This window comes from Micromonospora sp. NPDC005205 (assembly GCF_040608275.1).
Taxonomy (GTDB): Bacteria; Actinomycetota; Actinomycetes; order Mycobacteriales; family Micromonosporaceae; genus Micromonospora.
On record NZ_JBEXHV010000006.1, the window covers coordinates 158,817 to 183,794 of the forward strand.

18 protein-coding genes and 1 pseudogene are annotated in these 24,978 nt (G+C 68.9%); 4 read left to right on the forward strand and 15 right to left on the reverse strand.

Annotation, left to right across the window (positions count from 1 at the left end):
* Window positions 1–153 precede the first annotated feature (153 nt).
* Together ABZU43_RS14065 and ABZU43_RS14070 are read left to right on the forward strand one after the other, a co-directional pair.
* Entirely contained in the window at window positions 154–1,179 is a 1,026-nt protein-coding gene (locus ABZU43_RS14065; protein ID WP_355006919.1) for a LacI family DNA-binding transcriptional regulator, read from the forward strand.
* 54 nt (window positions 1,180–1,233) lie between these two features.
* Window positions 1,234–2,193 (forward strand): annotated as a pseudogene (locus ABZU43_RS14070) (family 43 glycosylhydrolase); the annotation flags it as partial.
* 63 nt (window positions 2,194–2,256) lie between these two features.
* On the opposite strand, the gene ABZU43_RS14075 reads toward ABZU43_RS14070, so the two are convergent.
* The 6 genes from ABZU43_RS14075 to ABZU43_RS14100 all read right to left on the reverse strand — a co-directional run bounded on the left by ABZU43_RS14075 (window position 2,257) and on the right by ABZU43_RS14100 (window position 10,250).
* The gene (locus ABZU43_RS14075) at window positions 2,257–4,650 is read right to left on the reverse strand and encodes an RICIN domain-containing protein (RefSeq protein WP_355006920.1); all 2,394 of its coding nucleotides are present in this window, start codon (window positions 4,648–4,650) and stop codon (window positions 2,257–2,259) included.
* 78 nt (window positions 4,651–4,728) lie between these two features.
* The gene (locus ABZU43_RS14080; RefSeq protein WP_355006921.1) at window positions 4,729–5,580 is read right to left on the reverse strand and encodes a sugar phosphate isomerase/epimerase family protein; all 852 of its coding nucleotides are present in this window, start codon (window positions 5,578–5,580) and stop codon (window positions 4,729–4,731) included.
* A 6-nt stretch (window positions 5,581–5,586) separates the two neighbouring features.
* Window positions 5,587–6,771 carry an ABC transporter substrate-binding protein gene (locus tag ABZU43_RS14085; RefSeq protein ID WP_355006922.1) on the reverse strand — a complete coding sequence of 395 codons (1,185 nt, stop codon included), beginning with the start codon at window positions 6,769–6,771 and terminating at the stop codon, window positions 5,587–5,589.
* A 13-nt stretch (window positions 6,772–6,784) separates the two neighbouring features.
* Window positions 6,785–7,768, reverse strand: coding sequence for an ABC transporter permease (locus ABZU43_RS14090; RefSeq protein ID WP_355006923.1), 984 nt, complete (start codon window positions 7,766–7,768; stop codon window positions 6,785–6,787).
* Window positions 7,769–7,770: 2 nt separating this feature from the next.
* Window positions 7,771–8,742, reverse strand: a complete 972-nt coding sequence (locus ABZU43_RS14095; RefSeq protein WP_112585260.1) for an ABC transporter permease — start codon at window positions 8,740–8,742, stop codon at window positions 7,771–7,773.
* Complete coding sequence (locus tag ABZU43_RS14100) at window positions 8,739–10,250, reverse strand: sugar ABC transporter ATP-binding protein (protein ID WP_355006924.1); 1,512 nt, start codon at window positions 10,248–10,250, stop codon at window positions 8,739–8,741. The genes ABZU43_RS14095 and ABZU43_RS14100 overlap by 4 nt, the downstream gene beginning before the upstream one ends.
* Window positions 10,251–10,771: 521 nt before the next feature.
* On the opposite strand from ABZU43_RS14100, the gene ABZU43_RS14105 reads away from it, so the two are divergent.
* Window positions 10,772–14,320 (forward strand): ThuA domain-containing protein, encoded by a 3,549-nt coding sequence (locus ABZU43_RS14105; RefSeq protein WP_355006925.1) that lies wholly within the window; start codon window positions 10,772–10,774, stop codon window positions 14,318–14,320.
* Between the two features lie 89 nt (window positions 14,321–14,409).
* On the opposite strand, the gene ABZU43_RS14110 is transcribed toward ABZU43_RS14105, so the two are convergent.
* The 8 genes from ABZU43_RS14110 to ABZU43_RS14145 form a co-directional block, all read right to left on the reverse strand.
* On the reverse strand, window positions 14,410–15,402 hold the full coding sequence (locus ABZU43_RS14110; protein ID WP_355006926.1) for an aldo/keto reductase: 993 nt from the start codon (window positions 15,400–15,402) through the stop codon (window positions 14,410–14,412).
* The gene (locus ABZU43_RS14115; RefSeq protein ID WP_355006927.1) at window positions 15,399–16,277 is read right to left on the reverse strand and encodes an amidohydrolase family protein; all 879 of its coding nucleotides are present in this window, start codon (window positions 16,275–16,277) and stop codon (window positions 15,399–15,401) included. The genes ABZU43_RS14110 and ABZU43_RS14115 overlap by 4 nt, the downstream gene beginning before the upstream one ends.
* Window positions 16,274–17,035, reverse strand: coding sequence for an SDR family NAD(P)-dependent oxidoreductase (locus ABZU43_RS14120; protein WP_355006928.1), 762 nt, complete (start codon window positions 17,033–17,035; stop codon window positions 16,274–16,276). The genes ABZU43_RS14115 and ABZU43_RS14120 overlap by 4 nt, the downstream gene beginning before the upstream one ends.
* Window positions 17,032–18,057, reverse strand: a complete 1,026-nt coding sequence (locus ABZU43_RS14125; RefSeq protein ID WP_355006929.1) for an alcohol dehydrogenase catalytic domain-containing protein — start codon at window positions 18,055–18,057, stop codon at window positions 17,032–17,034. Before ABZU43_RS14125 ends, ABZU43_RS14120 begins: the two co-directional genes overlap by 4 nt.
* 106 nt (window positions 18,058–18,163) lie before the next feature.
* Entirely contained in the window at window positions 18,164–19,387 is a 1,224-nt protein-coding gene (locus ABZU43_RS14130) for a mandelate racemase/muconate lactonizing enzyme family protein (protein ID WP_355006930.1), read from the reverse strand.
* Between the two features lies 1 nt (window position 19,388).
* Window positions 19,389–20,216: a carbohydrate ABC transporter permease gene (locus ABZU43_RS14135; RefSeq protein ID WP_355006931.1), complete on the reverse strand. Its 828-nt coding sequence runs from the start codon at window positions 20,214–20,216 to the stop codon at window positions 19,389–19,391.
* Window positions 20,216–21,196 (reverse strand): sugar ABC transporter permease, encoded by a 981-nt coding sequence (locus tag ABZU43_RS14140; RefSeq protein WP_355006932.1) that lies wholly within the window; start codon window positions 21,194–21,196, stop codon window positions 20,216–20,218. Before ABZU43_RS14140 ends, ABZU43_RS14135 begins: the two co-directional genes overlap by 1 nt.
* 4 nt (window positions 21,197–21,200) lie before the next feature.
* Window positions 21,201–22,352 (reverse strand): extracellular solute-binding protein, encoded by a 1,152-nt coding sequence (locus ABZU43_RS14145; RefSeq protein ID WP_355007082.1) that lies wholly within the window; start codon window positions 22,350–22,352, stop codon window positions 21,201–21,203.
* A 257-nt stretch (window positions 22,353–22,609) separates the two neighbouring features.
* Between ABZU43_RS14145 and ABZU43_RS14150 the strand changes: the two genes are divergently transcribed.
* On the forward strand, window positions 22,610–23,380 hold the full coding sequence (locus ABZU43_RS14150; RefSeq protein ID WP_355006933.1) for a FadR/GntR family transcriptional regulator: 771 nt from the start codon (window positions 22,610–22,612) through the stop codon (window positions 23,378–23,380).
* 72 nt (window positions 23,381–23,452) lie between these two features.
* On the opposite strand, the gene ABZU43_RS14155 is transcribed toward ABZU43_RS14150, so the two are convergent.
* Entirely contained in the window at window positions 23,453–24,841 is a 1,389-nt protein-coding gene (locus ABZU43_RS14155) for an RICIN domain-containing protein (protein WP_355006934.1), read from the reverse strand.
* Window positions 24,842–24,978 lie beyond the last annotated feature (137 nt).

A 24,978-nucleotide genomic window follows, 5' to 3' on the forward strand; every position in this document is an offset into this window, starting at 1 on the left:
GCGGCACGGGAAGCTGTCAAGGACAACTTGGCAACGGTGCGGAAACGTCGGGTTCACACCACACCCGACGTGACCGGCGCTCGATTCCGGACGGCGACGCAGCATGATGGGCAGGAGCGGCGCCCGTGGCACCGCGCCTGATTCGGAGGACTGATGGGCCGCAACAGAGCAACACTCGCCGACGTCGCGCGGATGGCCGGGCTGTCCAAGACCGCCGCGTCGATGGTGCTCAACGGCAGGGAGGGCACCCGACTCTCGGCCGAGGCGCACCAGCGGGTGTTCGCCGCCGCCGAGGAACTCGGCTACCGACCCAACCTGGCCGCGCGCAGCCTGCGCACCCGCAAGACGGCCACCATCGCGTTCGTCTCCGACATCGTGGCGACCACCCGGTTCGCCGGCGACCTCATCCGCGGCGCCCTCGACGCGGCCCGCGAACGGGACCACGTCCTGCTCATCACCGAGACGCAGGGCGACGCCACCTTCGAGCAGTACGCCATCGAGGCCGTCCTGGACCGGCAGGTCGACGGGGTTATCTACGCGGCGATGGCGACCAGACGGCTGACGGTGCCCGCCGCCATCCTCGGCGGTCCGGTGGTGCTGCTCAACGCCACCAGCCCCGACGGCCTGCCCAGCGTTGTCCCCGACGACGAGGGGGCCGGGCGCTCCGTCGCCACCGCCCTGCTGGAGCTCGGCCACCGCGACGCGATCGCGCTGATCGGCCGCAACCGGCTCAAGGAGGACGACCCCGAGGTCTCGCTCGCCGCCCGCGCCCGCCTGCACGGCATCCGGCAGACGCTGGACGAGGCGAAGGTCGGCCTCCTGGCCGAGTGTTTCTGCACCGAGTGGTTGCCCGAGCACGGGTACGCGGCCACGCGTAGCCTGCTCAGCAAGCCGGAGCGACCCAGCGCGATCATCTGCATGAACGACCGGCTGGCCTTCGGCGCGTACCAGGCACTCGGCGAGGCGGGGCTGACCGTCCCGGAGGACATCTCGGTCATCTCGTTCGACGACGACCCGATCGCCGCCTGGTTGCGTCCGAGCCTGGCCACCACTGCGCTGCCGCACGAACAGATGGGACGTCGAGCGGTCGAACTGCTCCTGGACGGGGGTGCCGTCGAGCCCTCACTGGTGCCGATGCCCCTGCGTCGACGCCGGTCCCTCGCGCCTCCGGCCGGCTGAGCAACGGCCCTCCGATCCGTACCAACGAGCTGGCCCTGGCCGACGCTAAAACGGTTTAGTGCTAGGTTTCCGACCATGCTTCGTCTACCCGACCACTGGGTGTGGGACAGCTGGTACGCGCGGGACGACAACGGCCTCTGGCACGTGTTCTTCCTGCGCGCGTCCCGCGCCCTGCACGACCCGCACCGCCGCCACCGCCGGGCCACCATCGGCCACGCCGTCTCGGCGGACCTGCGCTCGTGGCGCCTGGTCGCCGACGCCGTGGTCCCCTCCGACGCACCCGGCTGGGACGACCTGGCGACCTGGACGGGCTGCACGGTCCGCGGGCCGGACGGACGGTGGTACCTGTTCTACACCGGCGTCGGTCGCGCCGAGGACGGGCTCGTCCAACGCATCGGACTGGCCGTCTCCGAGGACCTCATGACGTGGCACCGGCACGGCACCGAGCCGATCGTCCAGGCCGACCCCACCTGGTACGAGCTGCTGGACAAGGAGCTGTGGTACGAGCAGGCGTGGCGTGACCCCTGGGTCTTCCCCGACCCCGACGGCGAGGGTTGGCACATGCTGATCACCGCCCGCGCCAACACCGGTCCGGCGAACACCCGTGGCGTCGTCGGCCACGCCACCTCCACCGACCTCGTCACCTGGACCGTCGCGCCGCCGCTGTCGACTCCGGCCGGCTTCGGTCACCTGGAGGTGCCCCAGGTCGCGGTGCTCGACGGGCAGCCGCTGCTGCTCTTCTCCACCGACGCCACCGGCAGCGCCCGGCGCGACGACCACCGGATCTGGGTGGCACCCGGCGAGACCACCCTCGGGCCGTGGGACATCGCGTCCGCCCAGCCGTTCACCCACCCGCACCTGTACGCACCACGGCTGGTCCCCGGACCCGCCGACGACTGGTCCCTCATCGGTTTCCTCGACCACGTCGACGGAACATTCGTCGGGGAACTCACCGATCCCATCCCGGTCCGCTACGGCTCCTCCACCGGGCTGACCGTTGTAGAAGAGCGGTAACCGGACAGATCCGGGCCGAGGCGTCTCGCCCCGGCCCGGACCTGTCGGTGTCGTGCTACTGGATCAGCTGCGCAGCTGCCACTGCTGGTTGGTGCCGCCGGAGCAGGCCCAGAGGATCAGCTTCGTGCCGTTCGCCGTCGCGGCTGCGTTGGCGTCCAGGCAGAGACCCGACTGGACTCCCGTGATCGTGCCGTTGGCGTTGACGTTCCACTGCTGGTTGACACCACCGTTGCAGTCCCAGATCACCACCTTCGTGCCGTTGACGGTGCCCTGGCCGGAGGCGTCCAGGCACTTGGTGCCGTAGACCATGAGCTGCCGGCTGGCGGTATGCGTCCACCGCTGGTTGGCGACGTTACTGATGCAGTCCCAGATCTGAGCCTGCGTGCCGTTGGTCGTGCTGGAGTTGCCGATCTCGGCACAGCGGCCCGACTGGGCGCCCACGATCTGCACGTTCGTCGGGTTGGTGCTGCCACCGCTCTGCACGCCGGCCGTGTTGATCACGGTCTGCGCGCCCGACGGCCAGTTGCCGTTGCTGACCGTGACGTTGCCGTTGACGACGTTGCCGCGGTCACCGTTCGTCACGTTCGTGCCGCTGCTGGTCGACCAGTTGTTGGTGACCGTGAAGTTGCCCATGTTCTCGGCGTAGTAGTAGTTGGCGGTCGCCCAGGTGCCGGTGGAGGAGAACACGTTGTTACGGGCGGTGTAGTAGCGCGAGCCCTCGTCGAAGTAGAGCCCGAACCAGCCGTTGGTCCGCAGGCAGTAGTTCTCGGCGATCAATCCGCCCGGGTTCGCCGACAGCGAGTAGATGCACCCGCCGTCGGTCATCTGCTGCATGACGTCGTGCACGTAGTTGCCGATGACCTGGTTGTTGGCAGCGGTGGTCGCCGTGGAGTACCGCGGCTGGTAGTTGTACAGGCCCCGGTTCGCGTAGTGCTGGCTGCCGCCGGCGTCGTTGGCGCCCCAGCCGTAGCCGACCGACAGGCCGGTGTACGGCATGTTGTACACCTCGTTGTGCGAGACCAGCGAGGTGTTCACGTAGGTCGTCAGGATCGAGACGACGCCCCGGTACTCCAGACCGAGATCGTGCACCTTGTTGTTGCTGATGGTGACGTTGCGGTTGACCATCCGCTGGTCACTGGGGTGGTGGGCGTCGGCGCGTACGCCGCCGACCACGACGCCACCGGCGGAGTTGCGGGCGATCTCGGAGCGGGTGACGGTGATGTTGTTGGCCCCCAGGCCGACGCCGCTGGCGTGGGCGTTGGCGTCGTTGCCGATGCCGATGGCCGTCTGCCCGAGGTTGACGAACTGGGAGTCACTGAAGCTGATGGTGTTGGCGGCGGAGACCTGCACCGCGGCCGGCATCTGCGCCCAGCTCGGGCGGGTGGCCTCGAACAGCTGGCAACCCTCCTGGCAGGAGGTCAGCGCGTCCGACGGGCGGGCCCAGGAACCGACGATGTGCGCGCCGGTCTGCTGGTCGGCGAAGCCGTTGCTGCTGCTCGGGCCGAGCCAGCTGGTGCCGGTGAAGGTGATCCCGCTGAACGAGATGTGGTGCGCGGGCGCGTCGTAGGTGCCGCCGACGTTCACCAGGGACTGCAACTGCGGCAGCTCCACGCTGACCGAGCTCATGTTCTGTCCGCTGAGCGGGATGTAGTTGAGCTGGCCGTTACTCGGGTTGAGATACCACTCCCCCGCCGAGTCCAGGAACTCGTACGCGTTGGCCAGGTAGAACGGGCCTGCCCGGTGGGGACGGGACAGCGTGTCGAACCCGAAGGTGTTGTTGTTCCACGCCGGCTGCTGCATCGTCAGGAAGTTTCCGCTGATGCTCTGCACCGGCGAGTACCGGTCGGTGAACGAGCCGACGCTCTCCACCTCGACCCGGTTCTGGTTGCCGAGGTTGTTCAGGTAGTTCAGCGCACTGTTGGTGAACCGCATGCCGGACGTGGTGAAGGTGAAGTCGGAGCGGTTCACGGCGGTGCGTGCCCGGGTGGCGACGGCCCCGTTGACGTAGAGCTGACGGGAGTCGAGCCCGGCGCCGACGTTGGCCCGCCAGATGTTCTTTCCCGAGTCGACGAGCGACCAGCCGGTGACCGCCCGGGCACCGGTGATCGTCGGACGCGCGCCGGAGGCCGCCCGCCAGATCACCTGATAGCCGTTGTTGCCCGAGTCGGCCGCGGTGAACCGCAGCGGCGACGAGAGCCGGTACGCGCCGTTGGCCAACTCCACGACGATGTCACCGGACATCGCGCTGTTGATCGCCCGTACCGCGGTCTGGGCGGCGGTCAGCGAACACGGTTGGCTGGCGGAACACGCGGTGCCGGTGCCGGAGGGCGACGCGTAGAGGGTGGTGGTGGCCGCGGAGGCCGGGGACGCCGAGGCGGTTACCGCGACCAGCGCGGTCACCGCTGTCGCGGCGGCGCCGGCCAGCAGTCGGCGCAGCGACGAAGGGGACGAGGACATGAGACGGTGCTCCTGACATGAGAACGGGGTGGGGTGGCGGAGCGGCCTCGACCAGCGCGGGGGTGACGGGTCGGGCAGTTATCCGAGGATCTCCCGGAGATAGCGCAGGCCGTCCGTGGCGAGACGGTCCTGCGAGGGGGCCAACGGACGCCAGATCGCCGCGGCGGTGGCGATGGTTTCGTTCTCCGCGGTGAACGACTCGATGCAGATCGAGCCCTGGTAACCGGTGTCCCGCAGGACGGTGAAGAACCGGGGCCAGTCGAAGTGGTCGGCACCCGGAGCGCCCCGGTTGGTGCCGCTGACCTGGACGTGCTTGATGTGCCGGCCGGCGACGGCGAGGGCCGCGTAGGGGTCGGCCTCCTCGATGTTCATGTGGTAGGTATCGATCATGATGCCGACGTTCGGCGGTAGCCCGTCGATCAATTCGATCGTCTGCTCGATCGTGTTGACGACGCTCGTCTCGTAGCGGTTCAACGCCTCGACACCGATGCTCACGCCCCACTCACCGGCCTGCTCGGCCACCGGTGCCAGGGCCCGCCGGAAATCCGCGTAGCAGGCCGCGCGGGCCGTTGGCGACATCCGCCAGGTGCGGCCGACCGAGGCGTACACGGGGCCGCCGACGCATCCAGCGCCGACGGCCGCCGCGTTCTCCACACAATTCATCAGGTACGCCACCGTCGACTCGACGACCGCTGGCGCGGCGTCCACCAGGTCCCGTCCGGGCGGGGTGACCGCGCAGACGCCGGCGGCGACGAGACCGTGCTCGGCCAGCAGGTCCCGGGTGCGGACCGGATCCCAGTCACCGGGCTGCTCGATCGGCAACTCGACCGCGTCGAAGCCGAACGACGCGATCCGCGGGATCAGCTCGGCCAGGGCCTTGTCGTCGACCGGCGAGGCCCACACCCAGGGGTTGACGCCGATGGCGTACATCGGTTCCTACTTCCAGCGCTGCGGGTAGCCGGGCAGGTCGGTGCAGCCGCACATCGCGTAGTGCAGCGGCGGCATGCTCGGGTCGAGGTACTTGTCGAGGTTGTCCTGCGTGACGGTCGGCTGTGGCAGCTTCCACGGGCTGGACACCTGCTTGCCGTCGAGGATCTGCAGCACCGCCAGGATCGGCGTCCGCCACTGGTAGGTCGGGTAGGTCGGTGCGATCGCGGCGAGGTTCTTGTCCTTCCAGATCTTCAGGAAGTCGAGCTGGTCCTCGCCGTTCATCGGCGGAACGGGCTTGCCCGCGTCCTGGAACGCCTCGACCGCCGCGACGGCCGTCGCTCCGGCGTCCATCCAGACACCGTCGATCGTGCCGTACCGCTGGATGTAGTCGTCGACGATCTTCTTGGTCTTGGCCGGGTCACCGTCGGTGAACTCGACGCCCACGACGTCGACCTTCGCCTTGTCGAACGCCACCTTCGCCGCCGACCAGCGGGTCTCCAGGACGTCCACGCCCGGCAGGATCCGCAGGGCGAGGACCTTGCCACCGGGCTTCATCTTCTGGCTGACGAACTCGGCGCCGACGTGGCCGAACCCGTAGCCGCCGATGGGGTTGATGAACGTCACCGGGCACTTCGTGTTGACACCGCGGTCGAAGACGACGACCGGCAGCCCCGCCTTGCAGGCGGCCTCGACGGCCGGGGTGAGCGTGGCGGTGGTGTTCGGCGAGACGATGAGCGCGTCGCAGCCCTTGCCGAGCAGATCGTTGATGTCAGCGATCTGCTTCTGGTCCTTGCCCTCGGCGTCGACGTGCACGAACTCCTTGATGCGACTCTTCTGCGCCTCGACCTCGGCCTGCATGGTCTTGAACCCGACCTGCCGCCAGGGGTTGTTCAGCGCCGCGTTCGAGAAGCAGATCTTGTGCGGGCCGTTCTTCTTGAACTTGGCGGTGTCGACCATCGTGGGGTTGAGCACCTGCTCCCACGGCTTGTCGGCCGGGCCCGTCGGCGCCGCGTCGAGCAGCGCCAACTCGGCGTCGTAGTCGGCCTGCACGAAGAACTTCGACTGGTCTCCGGTGCCGGAACCAGTGGCGGCGGACGCGCTTCCCGACGGGCTCGCGGCCGGCTCGTCGGTGGCACAGGCGGCAAGGGACAGCAGGGTGACAGCGGCAATGGCCGCCATGGAACGTCGCACTATGGTTTCCCCTTTATCTCGACGAAGAACGGGTTGCCGAGACCGCCACGGCGAGCAGAATGATCGCGCCCTGGACGGTCGACCTGAGGGCGCCGGAGACGCCGTAGAAATTCATGAGGGCGAACAGCAGTTCGAGGGTCAGCGCGCCGAGCATCGCCCCGACGACCGCGCCGCGACCTCCGCCGAGCGCCACTCCACCAAGGACGACAGCGGTGATCGCACCGAACTCCAGGCCCGCGCCGGCCTGGAACGACACGCCGCTGTAGCCGCCTAGGAGGATGGCCGCCACCGCCGCCGCGAGCCCGCTGAGGATGAAGGCGAAGGTCCGGGTACGCCAGACGCGTACGCCGCTGAGCTCGGCGGTGCGCGGGTTGTCGCCGACGGCGACCAGCGTCCGGCCGAAGTCCGAGCGCATCAGCAGCACGGCCGCCACCGCCAGGACCACCAGGACCAACAGCGCGTACGGCACGCGGCCCAGCACCGGCACGTCCTCGAAGGCCCGCCGGCCGAACCGTCGGAACTCCTCGGAGAGCCCACCCTTCGGTGCGCCGTCGGACCACAGGTAGACAGCGCCGACGAGGATCAGGAACATGCCGAGTGTGGTGATGAACGACGGCACCCGCAGCCGTGTCGTGATCAGGCCGTTGACCAGCCCGACCAGTGCGCCGAAGGCGAGCAGGAGCAGCACCACCGGCCAGGTACGCGCCGGGTCGCTGTCGATCAGCCGGGCGGCCACCACCACCTGGGCGGTGACCAGGGAACCGACCGACAGGTCGAATTCGCCGGACACGATCACGAAGTACTGGCCGGCGGCGAGCAGGATGATCGGGGCCGAACGGCCGAGGAAGGACATCAGCGACTGCGGGGCCAGGAAGTCGGGCTGACGAATGCCGACGAGCACCAACAGCACCGCGAGGATCGCGAGGATCGGCAGGACGCCACCGGGACGCATCCGCGGCAGACGCAGTGGCAGGGAACGGGGCTGGACGGTCTGCATGGCTAGGCCGCCTTTCGCATGGCCCGGCGGGCGTAGACGGCGACCGCGGCGATGATGATGACGCCCCGGATCACCTGCTTGAAGAAGGCGTCGACCTCGAGCTGGTTGAAGATGGCGTCGATGCTGGCCAGCAGCAGCACCCCGCCGACCGTGCCGATGACGCCGCCGCGCCCACCGGCGAGGGCGGTTCCGCCGATCACCACCGCGGCGATCGACTCCAGGTCGTAGAGGCCCTCGGTGCCGACCCGGGGGGCGCCCGAGCCGAGCCGACTGGCGAGGTAGATGCCGGCCAGCCCCGCGCACATCGAACACAGGACGTGGGCGGTGACGAGAACCCGGTCGTTGCGGACGCCGGAGAGTCGTGCCACCTCCGGGTCCCCGCCGACGGCGACCAGGTGGTGACCGAAGCGGGTCCGCGACAGCGCGAACCAGGCCGCCGCGGTGACCGCTATCAACAGCAGGAACGACACCGGCACCGGCCCGACCCGCTGATAGCCGAGCGCCTGCACGAGCGAGGGTGCGGTGGTGCCGGCCGGGCCGTCGTAGCCGTTGTCGAGATAACCCTTGAGCAGCAACCCGACGCCCAGGGTCGCGATGAACGCGTTGACCCGGAACCTGGTGACGAGGAGCCCGTTGAGCAACCCGACACCGGCGCTGACGACGAGCACCAGGCCGATCGCCGGCAGCACCGCGCCGTCGCTGCCGTTCATCGTCTCGGCCGCGACGAGGGTGCTGAGACTGATCACGTACGCCACCGAGAGGTCGAGCGAGCCCCCCAGGATGACAAGGGTCTGGCCCACCGCGACCAGCCCGAGGCCGGCCGCGACATGCAGCAGACTCACTGTCGTGGACTGGTTGAAGAGCTGACCACCGTCGAGCAGGACGACCAGCCAGCCGATCGTCAGGGTCAGGGTCAGGGCCACGAACACGCCCGGTACGGAACGCCGGGCCGGCAGCAGCGACAGAGCGCTCATGCGGCAACCTCACGTGTCGTGCCGACCGCCAGCGCGACGACCTCCTCCTCGGTCGCGCCGGCGGGCAGTTCACCCGCGACGTGGCCGTCCCGCATGACGACGATCCGGTCACTCATTCCCAGCAGCTCCGGTAGATCGGACGAGATCATCAGCACGGCCGCGCCATCCCGGGCGAGGCGGCGGACGAGATCGTGGATGGCTGATTTCGCGCCCACGTCGATGCCCCGGGTCGGCTCGTCGAAGAGCAGGATCCGCGGGTTGAGCGCGAGCCACCGGGCCAGCACGACCTTCTGCTGGTTGCCCCCGGACAGGAAACGGATCTCCTGGTCGTCGCCGGCGCCACGGATCTCCACGGCGGCCAGCAACTCGCGTACCCGGGCGGTCCTCGCCGCCCGGCCGGACCGGGCGGCGAAGACGGCCCGGCTGGCGAGCAGCGCGTTGTCCAGCACCGACTGCCGGGGGACGATCCCCTCGCCCTTGCGGTCCTCGGTGACGTAGGCGATGCCGGCCCGCATGGCGGTCCGGGGTGAGCGCAGTCGGACCGGCCGGTCGTCGAGTGTGATGTCGCCGGTCGTGAACGGCGACACCCCGAAGAGCGCGCGGGCCAGCGCCGAGCGCCCGGAACCCTGGAGGCCGCCGATGCCGAGCACCTCGCCGGCGCGCAACTGGAGGTTGATGTCCCGCAGCTTCCGGTTGCCCGCGTCGCGAAGGTTGAGCCGCACCGGGCCCCGGTCCTCGGGGGCGGCCCGGTCCGGGTAGTAGCTGGACAGTTCCCGGCCGACCATGTGCCGTACCAACTCGTCGGCGGTGGTGGCAGCGGTGTCCACTGTGGTTACCCGACGGCCGTCCTTGAGCACTGTGATCCGCCCGGACAGGTCGAAGACCTCGGCGAGCCGGTGCGAGACGTACAGCAGCCCGATGCCCCGCTCCTGGAGTCGGCGCACCAGCCCGTAGAGCAGCTCGACCTCGTGGTCGGCCAGCGCGGCGGTCGGTTCGTCCATGATGAGCAGCCGCGCGTCCAGGGCGAGCGCCTTGGCGATCTCGACGACCTGCTGCTGCGCGACGCCCAGCTGCCCCACCCGGGCGTCGGCCGGCAATGTGGTCTCACCGATCGAGGCGAGCAGCCGCGTGGTGCGGTCGATCATCCCCCGACGGTCGACGAGCCCGCGTCGGACCGGCTCGTGCCCCAGGTAGACGTTCTCCGCGACGGTGCGCTCCGGGAGCAGGTTGAATTCCTGGTGGATGATGCCGATGCCGGCCCGCTGCGCGTCGCGCGGGCCACGGAACGTACGCGTCGCACCGGCGAACTCGACAGTGCCCCCGTCCGGGGCGTGCCCGCCCGAGACGATCTTCATGAGGGTCGACTTCCCGGCACCGTTCTCACCGACCACGGCGTGCACCTCGCCCGGCGCGACATCGAGGTCGACACCGTCGAGAACGCGGACTCCGAGGAAGGACTTGCCGATGCCCCGGAGGGTGAGAAGCGGCGCCGGCGGCGGATCTGACATCCCGAAAGCCCTCACAGACAGTAGTCATAGACACGTTTAGATGCCACACTACGGCGGCTTTGAGGCACTGAACAACAAGCTTTCGTGGCCACAACCACGACTTACGTTCTTGCGGTGCAAACATTCCCTTGACATCGACGAAACATCACACGTATGAAGATAGATGTTTGGATGCGGGTCCGCAATCCTCGATCAAGACTGACTGCCAGGTCGGGCCAGGATCGACAGGCGGCACCGCAGCGAGGAAGCCGGGCACGGACGCCGTCCACCGGGCAGGACGTCGGACGTTACCTTGTGGATTGACAGTCATCGATCTCTAGCTCATCCTGACCTCGTGGACCCCGGGACGAGAACCACAGCCACGATCACGCTGTGTGACGTCTCGCAGGTCTGACTGCCGTTGCGGCGAACGGCATGAGGCAGACAAGCGCGCCCGCGTCCCCTCCCGTGTCCAGGGTCAACCTGACGCGTCGGAGGGCCCGTGGTCGCAATCCCTACGCCCGCCCAACCTAGGAGACGGCATGCGTCGTAACACATTGCTCATCTCGGTGATCGCCGGCTTGTTACTGGCGCTCGGACTCGCTCCACCCGCGTCGGCGGCCCCGGCCTTCCGCGCCCTGGTGTTCAGCAAGACCACCGGCTACCGCCACGACTCGATTCCCGCTGGGATCAGCATGATCCAGCAGCAGGCGGCGGCGAACAACTTCGAGGTGGTGGCCACTGAGGACTCAAGCGTCTTCACCGCCAGCAACCTGGCCACCTTCGACGTGATCGTCATGCTCCAGACCTCCGGCATGGTCTGGACCTCGGCGGCGCAGCGCCAGGCGGTGGAGGGCTACCTCGCCAGCGGCAAGGGCATCGTGGGCATCCACAACGCCCTCGACATGGGCATCGAGAGCGAATACCCGTGGTGGGACCAGACCATCAACGGTGGCGCCCACATGCCCGAGCACTCCCCCGGCGTGCTCCAGGGCACCGCCATCGTCGCCGACAAGAAGCACCCGTCGACGGCCAGCCTGCCGGATCGGTGGACCCGCAGCGAAGAGTGGTACAACTTCGACGCCAACCCGCGCGGCAACGTGCACGTGCTGGTGACCGCCGACGAGCGCACGTACAACCCGGGATCCCGGGCAATGGGCCCGGACCATCCGATCTCCTGGTGCCGCAACACCAATGGCGGGCGAGTGTGGGCCACCGCGATGGGCCACGCGATCGGCTCCTACAGCGAGGCGAACTTCCAGAATCACGTGCTCGGTGGCATCAAGTGGGCGGCCGGTAACGCCGCCGGTGACTGCGGCGGCACCGTCTGGGGCAACTTCGAGAAGCGCACCCTCGACGACAACACCGTCGACCCGATGGCGCTGGGTGTGGCACCGGACGGCCGGGTCTTCTACGTCCAGCGCGGCGGCCAGGTGAAGATCTTCAAGCCCTCCACCAACAGCACCGTCACCGCTGGCACCCTCAGCGTCTACACCGGCGGTGAGGACGGCCTGACCGGCATGGCGCTGGACCCCAACTTCGCCACCAACGGCTACATCTACCTCTACCACTCGCCGGCCAGCAGCAGCACCGACGTCAACCGGGTCTCCCGCTACACGGTCAGCGGTGACACACTGAACACGTCGAGCGGTGTGACGATCATCGACATCCCGGCGTACCGGGACCGCACGTTCCCCGAGCCCGGCCACACCGGCGGGTACATCAAGTTCGGACCGGACGGCAACCTCTTCATCGGCACCGGCGACGACACACCGCCGAATCTGGACCCGAACTGGCAGGGCTACGCCCCGCTGGACTGGCGGTCGGGCAAGTCCAACCTGGACGCCGCCCGCAGCGCCGGCAACACCAACGACCTGCGCGGCAAGCTGCTGCGCATCCGGCCCTCGGCCAGCGGTGGCTACACCATCCCGTCGGGCAACCTCTACCCCCAGGGCACCGCGCAGACCAAGCCCGAGGTCTACGCGATGGGCTTCCGCAACCCGTTCCGCTTCTCCATCGACCCGGCCAACGGCTGGGTCTACCTGGCCGACTACGGCCCGGACCGGAACCCGCCCACCACCAACCGCGGGCCCGAGGGCCTGGTCGAGCTGAACGTCATCAAGCAGGCCGGCAACTACGGCTGGCCGTTCTGCCACGGCGACAACCAGCCCTACGCGCCGTTCAACCCGGACACCGGCGTCGTCGGCTCCAAGTTCAACTGCAGCTCGCCGGTCAACAACTCGCCTAACAACACCGGTCTGACCAGCCTGAAGCCGGTCGTCGCACCCAATATCTGGTACGGCTACGGCACCTCGCCGACCTTCACAGAGTTGGGCTCCGGCGGCTCGGCGCCGATGGGTGGACCGATCTACCGGTACGACGCGTCGAACCCCTCCGCGACGAAGTTCCCGCCCTACTACGACGGTGTGCACTTCTTCTACGAGTGGGCGCGCAACTACGTCAAGGAGGTGCACTTCGACTCCTCCTCGGCGGTCACCCGCACCAACCCGTTCCTGCCCAACGTGCGGTTCAACAAGCCGATGGACATGGAGTTCGGCAAGGACGGCTCGCTCTACATGCTGGAGTGGGGCACCAACTTCGGCGGCGGCAACAGCGACTCCGGGCTCTACCGGATCGACTACAACCAGGGCGGCCGGTCACCGATCGTCAAGGCCACCGGCACGCCCACCAGCGGCAGCGCGCCGCTGACCGTCCAGTTCAGCAGCGCCGGCACGTCCGACCCGGACGGCAACGCGCTGAGCTACCTGTGGACGTTCGGCGACGGCACCACCTCGACGGCGGCCAACCCGTCGAAGGTGTACACCTCCAACGGCAACTACACCGCCCAGTTGAAGGTCACCAACAGCGCCGGCAAGACCGGCTTCGCCAACGTTCCGATTACCGTCGGCAACAGCGCCCCGGTGGTCACCATCACCACACCGGGCAACGGCGGCATGCTGACCTTCGGTGACAAGGTGTCGTACCAGATCACAGTGACCGATCCGGACGGGGGAACCGTCGACTGCTCGAAGGTGTTCCTCAACCCGGCGCTGGGTCACGACGACCACGCCCACGAGACCACCGAGTACCCGGGCTGCTCGGGCACCATCTCCACCGACCTGCTCGGTGGGCACCCCGACGGCGCCAACCTGTTCTACGTGCTGAACGCGCGGTACACCGACAACGGCGGCTCGGGCGGCGGGTCCCCGCTCACCGGCACCGCACAGGCGATCCTGCAACCGAAGCACAAGCAGTCCGAGTACTTCAGCAGCCAGTCCGGCATCCGGGTGGTCGACCAGGCGGCCGCGGAGAGCACCAAGCGCGTCGGTGACATCTCCAGCAACGACTGGATCGCGTTCAACCCGATGAACCTGTCGGGGATCTCGACGGTCAGCTACCGGCTGTCGTCGCCGTCCGGCGGCGGCTCGATCGAGCTGCGGGCCGACTCGCCGACCGGCACGCTGCTGGCCACCACCACGGTGCCCAGCACGGGTGGCTGGGACAACTACCAGTCCACGACACCGGTGAGCGTCGCCGCCCTCGGCGGCACGCACACGCTCTACATGGTGTTCAAGAACAGCAACAACTCGTTCGATCTGGACGCGCACACCTTCGGCGGCAACGGCGTCGGGACACCCGGCACCGGCACCGGCACCGGCCTGGCCGGCAAGACCTACACGGTCACGGCGCAGCACAGCAACAAGCTGTTGGACGTCAGCGGTGTCTCCACCGCCGACGGCGCCCAGATCACCCAGTGGGCGTCCACCGGTGGCAACAACCAGAAGTGGCAGGCCGTCGACGCCGGTAACGGCGCGCTCTACCTCAAGGCGGTGCACAGCGGCAAGTGCGTCGAGGTCGTCGGCAGCTCGACCACGGCGGGTGCCTTCCTCCAGCAGGCCACCTGCAACAACGGCAACCAGCAGAAGTTCACCGCCACCGCGACGGGCACCTCCGGCGTGTACACGGTGAAGAGTGTGCTGAGCGGGCTCTGCCTGGACGTCAACGGCGCTTCCACGGCCGACGGCGCCCGGGTGTTGCAGTGGACCTGCAGCAACGCGGCGAACCAGCAGTGGCGGTTCACCGCGCTCTGACCCTGCGGCTGTCGCGGTAACAGATGACGTCCCGGTCGGGACCGGTATCCGAGTAACGGAGCCGGTCCCGGCCGGGACGTCGTCGTCGATCAGGCAGGCAGACCGGGCGTCACGGCGAGCAGCCCGGCCGCCGCCAGGGCGCCCCACAGCTCCTCGGGTACGACGACATCGGAGCGTCGTACCGTCTCGGTCACCTGCGCCTCGGTGCGGACGCCGACCACCGTCGACACCACGGCCGGGTGCTGGCGGACGAAGGCGAGCGCCGCCTGCGGCAGTGTCACCCCGTACGTCTCGCAGACGGTGGCGATCCGCCGCGCCCGCTCGATCAACTCCGCCGGGGCCTGCTCGTAGTTGTAGACGGCGTCGGCCGGCGGCCGGTCGCGCGACAGCAGCCCCGAGTTGTAGACGCCGGCGATGACGACGCCCACCCCCCGGCTCTCGGCGGCCGGCAGCAGGTCGGCGGCGGCGCCCTGTTCGAGCAGGGTGTACCGCCCGGCGCACATCATCACGTCGACGTCGGTCTCCCGGACGAACCGGGCCAGCATCGCCGACTGGTTCATTCCGGCGCCGATCGCGCCCACGACGCCCTGGTCGCGCAGGTCGATCAGGGCGGGTACGGCCTCGTGCGCTGCCTGCTCCCAGTGGTCGTCCGGGTCGTGCAGGTAGACGACGTCGATCCGGTCCAGCCCGGTCCGCTCCAGGCTGGCCTCGATGGAGCGCAGCACGCCGTCGCGGCTGAAGTCCCACACCCGCCGGTGGGTGGCGGGCACGTCGAACCCGTCGGAGTCCCGCAGGTGCGCGTCCTCAGGCGACGGCACCAGAAGTCGCCCGACCTTCGTCGACACCACGTACTCGTCGCGCGGCCGTTGGCGCAACGCGACGCCGAGGCGGCGTTCGGACAGCCCGAGACCGTAGTGCGGCGCGGTGTCGAAGTACCGGACGCCCGCCTCCCAAGCGGCGTCGACCGCCGAGGCGAACTCCTCGTCTGTTGTCGTCCGGTACAGGTTGCCCCCCTGGGCCGCGCCGAAGCCCAGCTCGGTGAGCCGTAGCTGCGGGCGGCGCGGCAGTGAACGCGCGATCATGAGGGCTCCAACCCGTAGACGCGGCGTGCCGTCCCACCCCAGACCGACGCCTGGTCGGCCCCGTTCCGGCCCTCCAGCAACTCGGCCAGGGTGTCGACCCACCGCTGGTACGAACTGGCGAGCAGGCAGACCGGCCAGTCCGAGCCGAACATCAGTCGCTCCGGCCCGAACGCGTCGAGGGCGTCCTCGACGGCGGGTCGAAGGTCAGCCGGCGTCCAGTGCGAGTGTGGCACCTCGGTCACCAGCCCGGAGAGCTTCGCCGTCGTGTTGGGCGAGGCCGCCAACGACCGCAGGTCCCGGCTCCACTCGACCATCTCTGGACTGCCGAGCGCGGGCTTGCCGAGGTGGTCGAGGACGAAGCTGACCTCGGGCAGGTCGCGCGTGAGACGCGCGGCCATGGGGAGTTGGTGTTGGCGTACCAGCAGGTCGAAGACGAGGCCGGCGGCGCCCACCGCCGCGATCCCCCGACGGACGTCGGGACGGTCCAGGTAGGCCGGGTCGGTCTCGGACTGCACGAGGTGGCGGATGCCGACGAGGCGTTCCCCGCCTCGGGCTGCCCGCAGACCGTCGAGGTGCTCCGCGACGTCGGCCGCGGTCAGGTCCACCCAGCCGACGACCCCACGGACCAGGGTGTCCTCGGCGGCCACTCCCAGCAGGTCGACCGTCTCCGTGTCGGAGGCGATGGACTGCACCACCACTGTCGCTGTGACCCCGGCCGCCCGGGCCGGCGGCGCGAGATCGGCGGGTTCGAAGTCGGCGTCGATGGCCGCCATGGTCACCGGGTCGATCCACGGCTGCGGGTGCCGCGCCCGGACCCAGAGGTGGTGGTGTGCGTCGACGATCCCGGCCTGCCCGGGCTCCTGCGCGCCCGTCATCGGCCCAACCAGCCGCCGTCGACGGGCAGCACCACGCCGTTGACGTAGTCCGACGCTGTCGACGCCAGGAACACGGTGGCACCGCCGAGATCGTCGGCCCGGCCCCACCGCCCGGCCGGAATCCGGCCGAGGATCGCCTGGTTGCGGTCGGCGTCGTCGCGCAGCGCCTGGGTGTTGTCGGTGGCGATGTAGCCGGGCGCGATGGCGTTGACGTTCACCCCGTGGGCCGCCCACTCGTTCGCCAGCGCCTTGGTGAGGCCGGCCACGCCCGACTTCGAGGCGGCGTAACCGGGGACGGTGATGCCGCCCTGGAAACTCAACAGCGACGCGGTGAAGATGATCTTTCCTCGGCCGCGCTCGACCATCGTCCGGCCGATCTCCCGGCTGAGGATGAACTGGCTGCTGAGGTTGACCTCGATCACGTGGTCCCACATCTCGTCCGGGTGCTCGGCGGCCGGGGTCCGGGCGATCGTGCCACCGTTGTTCACCAGGATGTCGACCGGCCCGAGAGCGGTGATGTCGCTCGCCAAGCGGTGCACCGCCGCCCGGTCGCCGAGGTCCGCCCGCAGCCCCGTGAACCGGCGGCCGGTCGCGCGCACCCGGCGTTCGACCTCGCTGCCCTCCGCTTCGAGCTGGGCGGAGACCCCCACGATGTCGGCGCCGGCCAGGGCCAGGGCCTCGGCCATGGCGAGGCCGATACCGCGCCGCGCCCCGGTCACGACGGCGGTCTGGCCGGACAGGTCGAACAACGCCGTCACTGGTTTCCCTCCCGCACATCGAGCAGCACCTTCATGACGCCGCCACCCTCCAGCGCCTCGAAGGCCGCGCTGGCCGCCTCGACCGGCTCGACCCGGGAGATCAGCCGCTGCGCCGGGATGGCACCCGAGGCGACCAATCGGATCGCCTCCACCATGTCGTCGCGCTGATACAGCCGGGCACCCAGGAGTTCCAGCTCACGCCAGAAGAACCGGTGCAGGTTGACCTCGCGGGGCTGAGGATGGATCGCCACCATGACCAGCCGCCCACGGGTGGTCAGGACGTCGACAGCAGTGGTGACGCCGGCCGGTGCGCCGGACACCTCGAAGGCGATGTCGGCGCCCGCGCCATCGGTACGGTCGTTGACCAGCGCCACGACGTCGGTCGCTCGCGGGTCGACGGCCTCGGTTCCGACCCCCTCCGCCACCTCGCGTCGGAACGGGTCCGGCTCGACGAGGAGCACCCGCGCGCCACGGCCCCGGGCGACGGTGGCGATGAGGACGCCGACCGGCCCACCACCGACCACGACGACCTGGTCGTCGGCGGTCACGTTCCCCCGGCGTACGTCGTGCACGGCGACCGCCACCGGCTCGACGAGCGCCGCGTGGTCGAGGGGCAACTCGTCGGGAAGCGGCAGGACCAGTTCCACCGGCACCGTCCAGGAGGACTGCATGGCACCCGGTGAGTCGATGCCGAGGAAGTTCATCGCGTGGCAGACGTGTGAGTTGCCCCGCTGGCAGGCGGCGCAGCGCCCGCAGGGCCGGGTCGGCATCACGGTGACGGCCTGACCGATGTTCCAGCCGTTCACGCCGTCACCGACGGCCGCGATCCGCCCGGACATCTCGTGCCCGATGATCGCGGAGTCACCAACCCGGGCGTCCATGTCCCCGTGGTAGATGTGCAGATCCGTACCGCAGATGCCGGTGTAGGCCACCTCGATCCGTACCTGGCCGGGGCCCGGTGGCTCCGGGTCGCGGTTCTCGATTCCGAGGTGTCGCGCTCCCCGGTAGACGACTGCCTTCATCGTTCCTCCGTCTCGACGGTCGGTACGTCGGTCGTGCCGACCGGGCATGGGCGTGGGTGCATCGCCGTCGCGATGCACCCACGCCCTTCCTTCTCTGGTGCTCAGCTCAGTGCCGTACGGTCGGCGACACCTCGTTGCGGGAGTTCAGCGACACGACAGGCACCTGGCGGGTGGGGATCACCCCGTCGACTCCGGCCAGCAGCCGTCGTCCGGCCCGCTCCGGCCGGACGTTGGGGCTGTCGGCCGTCTGCGCCTGCGGGCGGCGGTTGACCGCCCGGATCCGCTCCTCGTCCACCCGGACACCGAGACCGGGTGCGTCGCCGAGGATGAAGGCGCCATCCTCGACGTGCAGGTCGATGGAGACACCAACGGGTGTGTGCAGGTCCTGCAACTCGCTGGTCAGGTGGTTCGGCACCGAGGTCGCGGCGTGCAGCAGCCCGACGGGGCTGTTGCCGATCGGGCTGACCGGCAGGTCGTGGGCATGGGCCAGGGCGGACGCCCGCAGGAAGTGGGTGACCCCCCAGACGGCCGCCATCTGGACGATGTCGACAGCACCTGCGGCGATCAGCGGACGGTACTGTTCGAGCCCGGTCAGGTTCTCACCGGTGGCGACCGACGCGGACACGCCTCGGCTGACCGCGGCGAGACCCTCGGCGTCCCAGCGCCGGACCGGCTCCTCGATCCAGATGAGGTCCAGGGTGCGTTCCAGCTCGCAGACGTGTCGGACGGCCTGCTTGCGGGTCCACGCCTCGTTGACGTCGAGCATCAGGCCGGGCCGCCGGCCGTGCCCAGCCTCGGTCAGAACCTCTCTGACCAGGCTGAGGCGGTGTCGATCGCGCTCGATGTCGAGGCCGCCCTTGAGCTTTGCCGCCCGAAGGCCGTGGCTCGCGTAGACCTCGTACTCGGCCACGAGCTCGTCGTCGGTGAGCCCGATGTCCAGGCCGGAGGCGTAGGCGGTGACCCGCCGGTCCCGTCCGCCCAGCAGTCGCCACAGCGGCTCGCCGGCGGCCTGCGCCTTGATGTCCCACAGCGCGGTGTCCAGAGCGCCGATGGTGCCGAACACCGGGCCGGCGTGGCCGGCCTTGAAGGTGTGCCGCAACATGCGGTCGTACAGGGACGTCACGGCACGGGGGTCTTCGCCCTCGATGGCTGGGAAGATCCGCTCGATCTCGACGTGCGGCCCGAGGCCGACGCCCGTGATGCCCTCGTCGGTGTCGACGAGGACGATCGAGACCGGGACCACCCCGTCGGAAAACACGCCGTTGGCGTCGCCGACGGGGCGCCCCCATTCCTGGACCGTGGTGAGCGTCCGATATCCCGTGATCCGCATGTCAACCCTTCGTGGAACCGGCGGCGACGCCGTCGGCAATTTGGCGCTGGAGGAACAGGTAGACCAATAGGACGGGTATGGCGGCGATCAGCACCCCGGACGCGAAGGTGGGGATGTTGTCGCTGTACTGCCCTCGCAACGAGGTCACCCCGATCATGAGCGTCCGGTTCTCGGCCGAAGGCATCATCACCAACGCCATGAGGACGTCGTTCCAGCAGAACAGGGCGTTGAGGATGCCGACCGACAGCAGCGCCGGGGTGCCCAGTGGCAGCATGATCCGGCGATAAACGCCGTACACGGTGTTGCCGTCGATCCGGGCGGCGTCGACGATCTCCGGTGGGATGCCCTTGTAGTAGCTCGTCATCAGGAAGACGGTGAAGGGCAGGAACTGGGCCACGTAGACGAGGATCAGACCCGGGTACGTGTCGATCAGCGCGGTGTCGGCCATGATCCGGGCAAGCGGCACCATGATCACCTGGAACGGGATGAAGAGCCCCGCGAGGCAGCCCAGGAACAACGCCGACGAGCCACGGAACCGCAACTGGCTCAGCGCGAAGCCGGCCATCGACCCGAGCAGGAGCAGCAGCAGCACCGACGACGTCACCACGACCAGCGAGTTGACGAAGTAGCGGCCCATTCCGACGCTGGTCCACGCCGTGCTGATGTTCTCCCATTGCAGGGTGCTGGTCAGGCCGAACCGGTCCAGGATGTAGTCCCGGCGGGTCTTCAACGCGACGTTCGCGGTGAAGAGCAGGGGGTAGATCGTCGCCACCGCGAGCAGTGACATCGGGATGGCGATCATCCACCGTCCCAGTCGGACGCGGGACATCAGTCCACCTTTCCCGATCGTTCGAGCAGTTTGATCTGCAACATTCCCACCACGAGCATGATCGCGAAGAGGATCGTGGACGCGGCGGACGCGAGAGCCGGGCGGTTCATCTGGCCCTGCTGGATCCAGATGTAGTACTCCGGCAGGTATGTCGAGCCCTCCGGGCCGCCGCTGGTCATCACGAAGAGCAGCCCGAACATCGAGGTCAGCATCCCGATCATCGTGGTCACGAAGACGAACTGGATGGTCCGGGCGAGGCTCGGGATGATCACGTGCCAGACGACCTGGCGCAGCGAGGCGCCGTCCACCCGGGCGGCGTCGAGCAGCGCGGCGTCCAGCGTGGCGAAGCCGGCGAGGAACACCACCAGCGCCATCCCGAAGGTGGCCCAGATGTGCACGCCCACCACCATGAACATCGCGACGTCCGGGTTGCCGAGCCAGTCCACCGGACCGACACCGATCGACCCGAGCACGGCGTTCAGGGGGCCGTCGAAGGCGAGCAGCAGGTTGAAGATCGCCCCGACGATGACCGGCGAGAGCACCGCCGGAAAGAAGTAGACGCTGCGGTAGAAGCGGTGGCCCGGCACTCGGAGGAAGATGAACGTGGCGAGGAGACCGGGGATCGCCACCGCCACCGGAAGCAGCAACACCAGCAGGCCGACGTTGCCCAGCGCGGTGCGGAACAACGGATCAGCGAACAGTTCCTGGTAGTTGCCGAACCCGACCGCTTCTCCGTTGCGGTCACCGTCGCCGGTGAAGGAGAAGTTGACCCCGAGGATCAGCGGGTAGAGCCGCATCGCCACGATGATCAGGACGGCCGGAGCGACCAGGATGTAGGGGGCGTAGCGCTCGGCCCCCAGGCCGCCACGGGTGCGACGGGGACGGGTGCCACCGCGGTGCGCGGGGGAGATGGCCGCCGGGCCGCCGGCCCGCCCGGCCGAAGCCAGGCGGACCGACGGTTGCGTGTTTCCGATCGGCACGAGGTCAGCCCGCCTGGTCGGAAGCGGCCAACTGCTTCACCACCTCGTCGACGGTGATCGAACCGCTGAGCAGCTGCTGGGAGAGGCGCCCCATCAGGTCGATCGTCTTCGAGTCGAGCGCGACGTGCAGAGCCGGCTTGCCGGTCTTCAGCTCGGCGACGATCGTGGAGGCAGCCGGGCCGGCCTGCGAGACGTCGATCGTGATGTCGGCGGCGATCGCGCCGGCGTCAGCGTAGAACGCCTTCAACGCGTCGGCCGAGGTCAGGGAGCGCACCAGGTCGGCGGCCACCTTCGGGTCCTTCGTCCACTTGGCCACGGCGTAGCCGATGCCACCGTCGTACGGCAGGCTCGGGGTGGTGCCGGCGGTGACGACCGGGGCCTTCATGACGCCGAGCTTCTCCGCGGTGAGGAACTCGTTGAAGGACTTCCAGTGCCCGACGTCGGACATGAGGCCCATGACGTGGGCGGCCTTGCCGGACTGGAAGGCTGCGAAGGAGTCGTTGAACATCGCGGTCGAGTTGGCCCCGTCCGTGTTCATCTTCTTGACTCCGGTCTCCTTCCAGAGCTCGAAGATCCGCTTCACGTTGGGCGAGGTCCAGTCGCGCTTGCCGGTGATCCAGGCGTCGTACTCCGCGGCGGTGAGGGTCACCGACCCCATGCTGGAGAGCCAGAACTGGATGCCGACGCCTTCCTTGTTGCCGAGGGCGAAGCACTTGGAGCCGGCCTTGGCGATGGCGGCGCAGTCCGCGACGAACTTGTCCCAGGTGGCGGCCGGGCTGGCCGGGTCGAGGCCGGCCTTCCGGTAGATCTCCTTGTTGTAGTAGATCGGGTAGCCCTGCAGCGTCACCGGGCTGCCGTAGACCTTGCCGTCCTTGGTGAACGCGTCCCATCCGGCCAGCCGCTGCTTGTCCTCGGCGACGTAGTCGGTGATCGGCACCAACGCGTCCACCCGGTCGCGGATCTGGCCACCGCCGTTGAACATCATGACGTCGGGGCCCTTGCCGGACTGGATCGCCGCGCCGAGCAGGGTGTAGTACTGGTCGAACGGCTGCGCGACGAACTCGACCTCGACGTCGGCGTGCTTCTTCTTGAAGTCGGCCTTCGCCTTGTCCAGATAGGATTTGGCGAACGGTTCGCCGGATTTCCAGTCCCACACGACCAACTTGCCATCGGAGCTGGTCGATTTGCCCGAATCGCTAGCACTTCCACAACCGGCCAGGGCCAGGCCCACAACGAGGACGGCCGACCATATTGCGCGCTGTCTCATCAGTTGTCACCTCTATATGGGGGGTGGCCGGCGGGTGCCCCGCTAGCCAAATGTTGACCGGAAGGTAACTCGTATGACGTGTTACGTCAACGGTCGGCCGTACACTGATCCGGACGTCGTGCCACGGCGAGCCATCGGAGGGGGACATGACGCCACCGCAGGAAACGGCCCTGAACAGCCCGGGGACCCCGGCATGGGTGCGTCGGCCGACCAACCTCGCCAGGGCGGTCACCGCCGAACTGGTGGAGCGCATTGTCCTCGGCGTACACCCGTCCGGGTCGTCCCTACCCCCCGAGCCGATCCTCTGCGAGACCTTCGGCGTGAGCCGGACCGTCGTCCGGGAAGCAGTGAAGATCCTTCAGGAGAAGGGGCTGGTGCAGGTTCGCCAGGGCGCCGGCACCATGGTGACCCCACCGGCACACTGGGACATGCTCGACGAGCTGGTCCTCGCGGCGACCATCGCGGTGGACGACAGCCTCGCCATCCTTGATGACCTGGTCGTCACCCGGCGGGTGCTGGAGTCCGACATGGCGAACGTCGCCGCCCGCCACGCCGACGCCGAGACCGTCGATCGACTGCGGGCCCTGGTGGACCGGATGGACGAACTCGTCGACGACCACGTCACCTACCACGACCACGACCGGGCCTTCCACGACACGATCATGCAGGCATCCGGCAACCGCATCGCTCGGGGCGTCGTACGCGCGCTGGAGAGCCAGGTCATCAACACCGCCCGCTACATGGGCCGGACCGAGCGGGCGCTGTGCGTGGCGTCCAACCAGGGTCACCGACGCATCTACGAGCGCATCGCCGCCCACGACTCCAACGGCGCCGCCGAGGCGATGTTCACCCACATCACCGAGGCCTGGCTGGTCCGCCGCAGTGGCTCGGGGAGCCCCGACCGCCTCGAACGCTGATCGTCACGGGCAACGGACGGCGCCCGCCCCCGAGGAACGGGAGCAGGCGCCGCCAGCTGAGGCCGACAAGAGTCACGAGAACTGGGCGAAGAACCTCCAGATCTCACCCTTGGTCCAGGTCGTGATGCCACTCTCGGCGTAGGTGCCGTCCACCGGGCCGGGCATGTGGCCGTTGTCGTACGCGGCCCACTGCACCGGGTACCCGGACCTGCAGCCGGAGTAGACGGTGGTGATGTGGGTGCGGCTGCCGCCGGCCGGCTCGCGCGGGCTCTGCGCGGTGCAACCGTTGTTACGAACGAAGGTGTCGCGCAGCGCCCTGCCCTGGGAGATGTTCAGGACGTTGTCAGTGATGCCGTGCAGCCCGAAGTACGCGATCGGCTGCGTACCGCCGCTGCACCCGCTGATCTGCGCGCCGGAGATGACCGCGACTGCCCGGAAGACGTTGGCTCGGGCGCAGGCGACGGCGTAGCTCATGCCGCCACCCCAACTGAAGCCGAGCGCGAACCGCTGCCTCGGGTTGACGCAGAGGCTGCTCTCGATCCGGCTGATCATGTCGTCGACGAAGGTGATGTCCTCACCGCCGGAGTTGCCCCAGCCGTTGCCGAACCCCTGGGGCGCCACCAGGATGGCGCTGTTGTTCGACTGCTCCTGCTGCCCGTAGTAGGACCAGGCGGTCCCGCTGGTGCCGCCGGAGGAGATCTCCTGCATGGTGCCGCCCCGCCAGTGGAAGGCGAAGATCAGCCGATAGGGGTTGCTGTTGTTGTAGTTGGCGGGCACCCGGAGGATGAAGGTCCGGCTCTTGCCGTTGCTCTGGATCGTGTGCGTGCCGCTGGCCAGCGTCGGTGCCTTGCCGCACCCGCTACCACCCGTGGGTGGAGGGGTGGTGCCACCGCCGACGGCGACGAGTTGCCACTGCTGGTTGGTGCCGCCCCAGTCGGCGTACTGGACGATGTTTCCGCCGTCGGCGGTGGAAGAGCCCTGCACCTCGACCGCCTTGTTGCTGTTGCGGTTGATCAGCCGAACGTAGCCGCCGTCCGAGTCGGCCAGCCGGAACTGCTGGTTCGTCCCGTTGAGGTCGGACCACTGCACGATCGCGCCGCCGTCAGCGGTGGAGAAACCACTGACGTCGAGCACCTTGCCCGAGAGCCGCGACTTGATCCGGTAGTAGCCACCCCCGGAGTCCACGAACTGCCACTGCTGGTTGAGGCCGTTGTTGCGCGTCCACTGGCTGATCCGCGCCCCGTCGTTGGTGGCCGAGGCGTAAAGGTCCAGCGCCTTGCCGCTGTTGCGGTTCACCAGCACGTAGGAGGCGTTGGTGTCCACTGTGGCTGCCGCCGCGGGCGCCGCGTTGACCGCGACGAGTGCGCTGGCTGCCATGGCCGCGGCCGCCGCCGCGGCCAACCCTGAACGCCAGCGAGATCTGTGCCGAGAGGCGGGACGAGCCTCTACGAGGGCTTTCATGGTCCACTCCTTCGATCGGGGTCACCCACGAGCGGGAGCGCCCGCGCGTGCCGTGGCGTGCGTACCGGCGTCCTGGTGGTGGCGTCAGCACGTCTGGGGTGTTGTGTGCGGGGAACCCGCGGGCAACGGCGCACGTC

Bases quoted from the DNA above. Each gene is read 5' to 3' on its own strand.
- ABZU43_RS14155 (WP_355006934.1), bottom strand. From the start codon at position 24,841: ATGAAAGCCCTCGTAGAGGCTCGTCCCGCCTCTCGGCACAGATCTCGC.
- ABZU43_RS14125 (WP_355006929.1), bottom strand. From the start codon at position 18,057: ATGAAGGCAGTCGTCTACCGGGGAGCGCGACACCTCGGAATCGAGAAC.
- ABZU43_RS14100 (WP_355006924.1), bottom strand. From the start codon at position 10,250: ATGTCAGATCCGCCGCCGGCGCCGCTTCTCACCCTCCGGGGCATCGGC.
- ABZU43_RS14090 (WP_355006923.1), bottom strand. From the start codon at position 7,768: ATGCAGACCGTCCAGCCCCGTTCCCTGCCACTGCGTCTGCCGCGGATG.
- ABZU43_RS14115 (WP_355006927.1), bottom strand. From the start codon at position 16,277: ATGACGGGCGCGCAGGAGCCCGGGCAGGCCGGGATCGTCGACGCACAC.
- ABZU43_RS14110 (WP_355006926.1), bottom strand. From the start codon at position 15,402: ATGATCGCGCGTTCACTGCCGCGCCGCCCGCAGCTACGGCTCACCGAG.
- ABZU43_RS14095 (WP_112585260.1), bottom strand. From the start codon at position 8,742: ATGAGCGCTCTGTCGCTGCTGCCGGCCCGGCGTTCCGTACCGGGCGTG.
- ABZU43_RS14130 (WP_355006930.1), bottom strand. From the start codon at position 19,387: ATGCGGATCACGGGATATCGGACGCTCACCACGGTCCAGGAATGGGGG.
- ABZU43_RS14075 (WP_355006920.1), bottom strand. From the start codon at position 4,650: ATGTCCTCGTCCCCTTCGTCGCTGCGCCGACTGCTGGCCGGCGCCGCC.
- ABZU43_RS14150 (WP_355006933.1), top strand. From the start codon at position 22,610: ATGACGCCACCGCAGGAAACGGCCCTGAACAGCCCGGGGACCCCGGCA.
- ABZU43_RS14080 (WP_355006921.1), bottom strand. From the start codon at position 5,580: ATGTACGCCATCGGCGTCAACCCCTGGGTGTGGGCCTCGCCGGTCGAC.
- ABZU43_RS14105 (WP_355006925.1), top strand. From the start codon at position 10,772: ATGCGTCGTAACACATTGCTCATCTCGGTGATCGCCGGCTTGTTACTG.
- ABZU43_RS14065 (WP_355006919.1), top strand. From the start codon at position 154: ATGGGCCGCAACAGAGCAACACTCGCCGACGTCGCGCGGATGGCCGGG.
- ABZU43_RS14135 (WP_355006931.1), bottom strand. From the start codon at position 20,216: ATGTCCCGCGTCCGACTGGGACGGTGGATGATCGCCATCCCGATGTCA.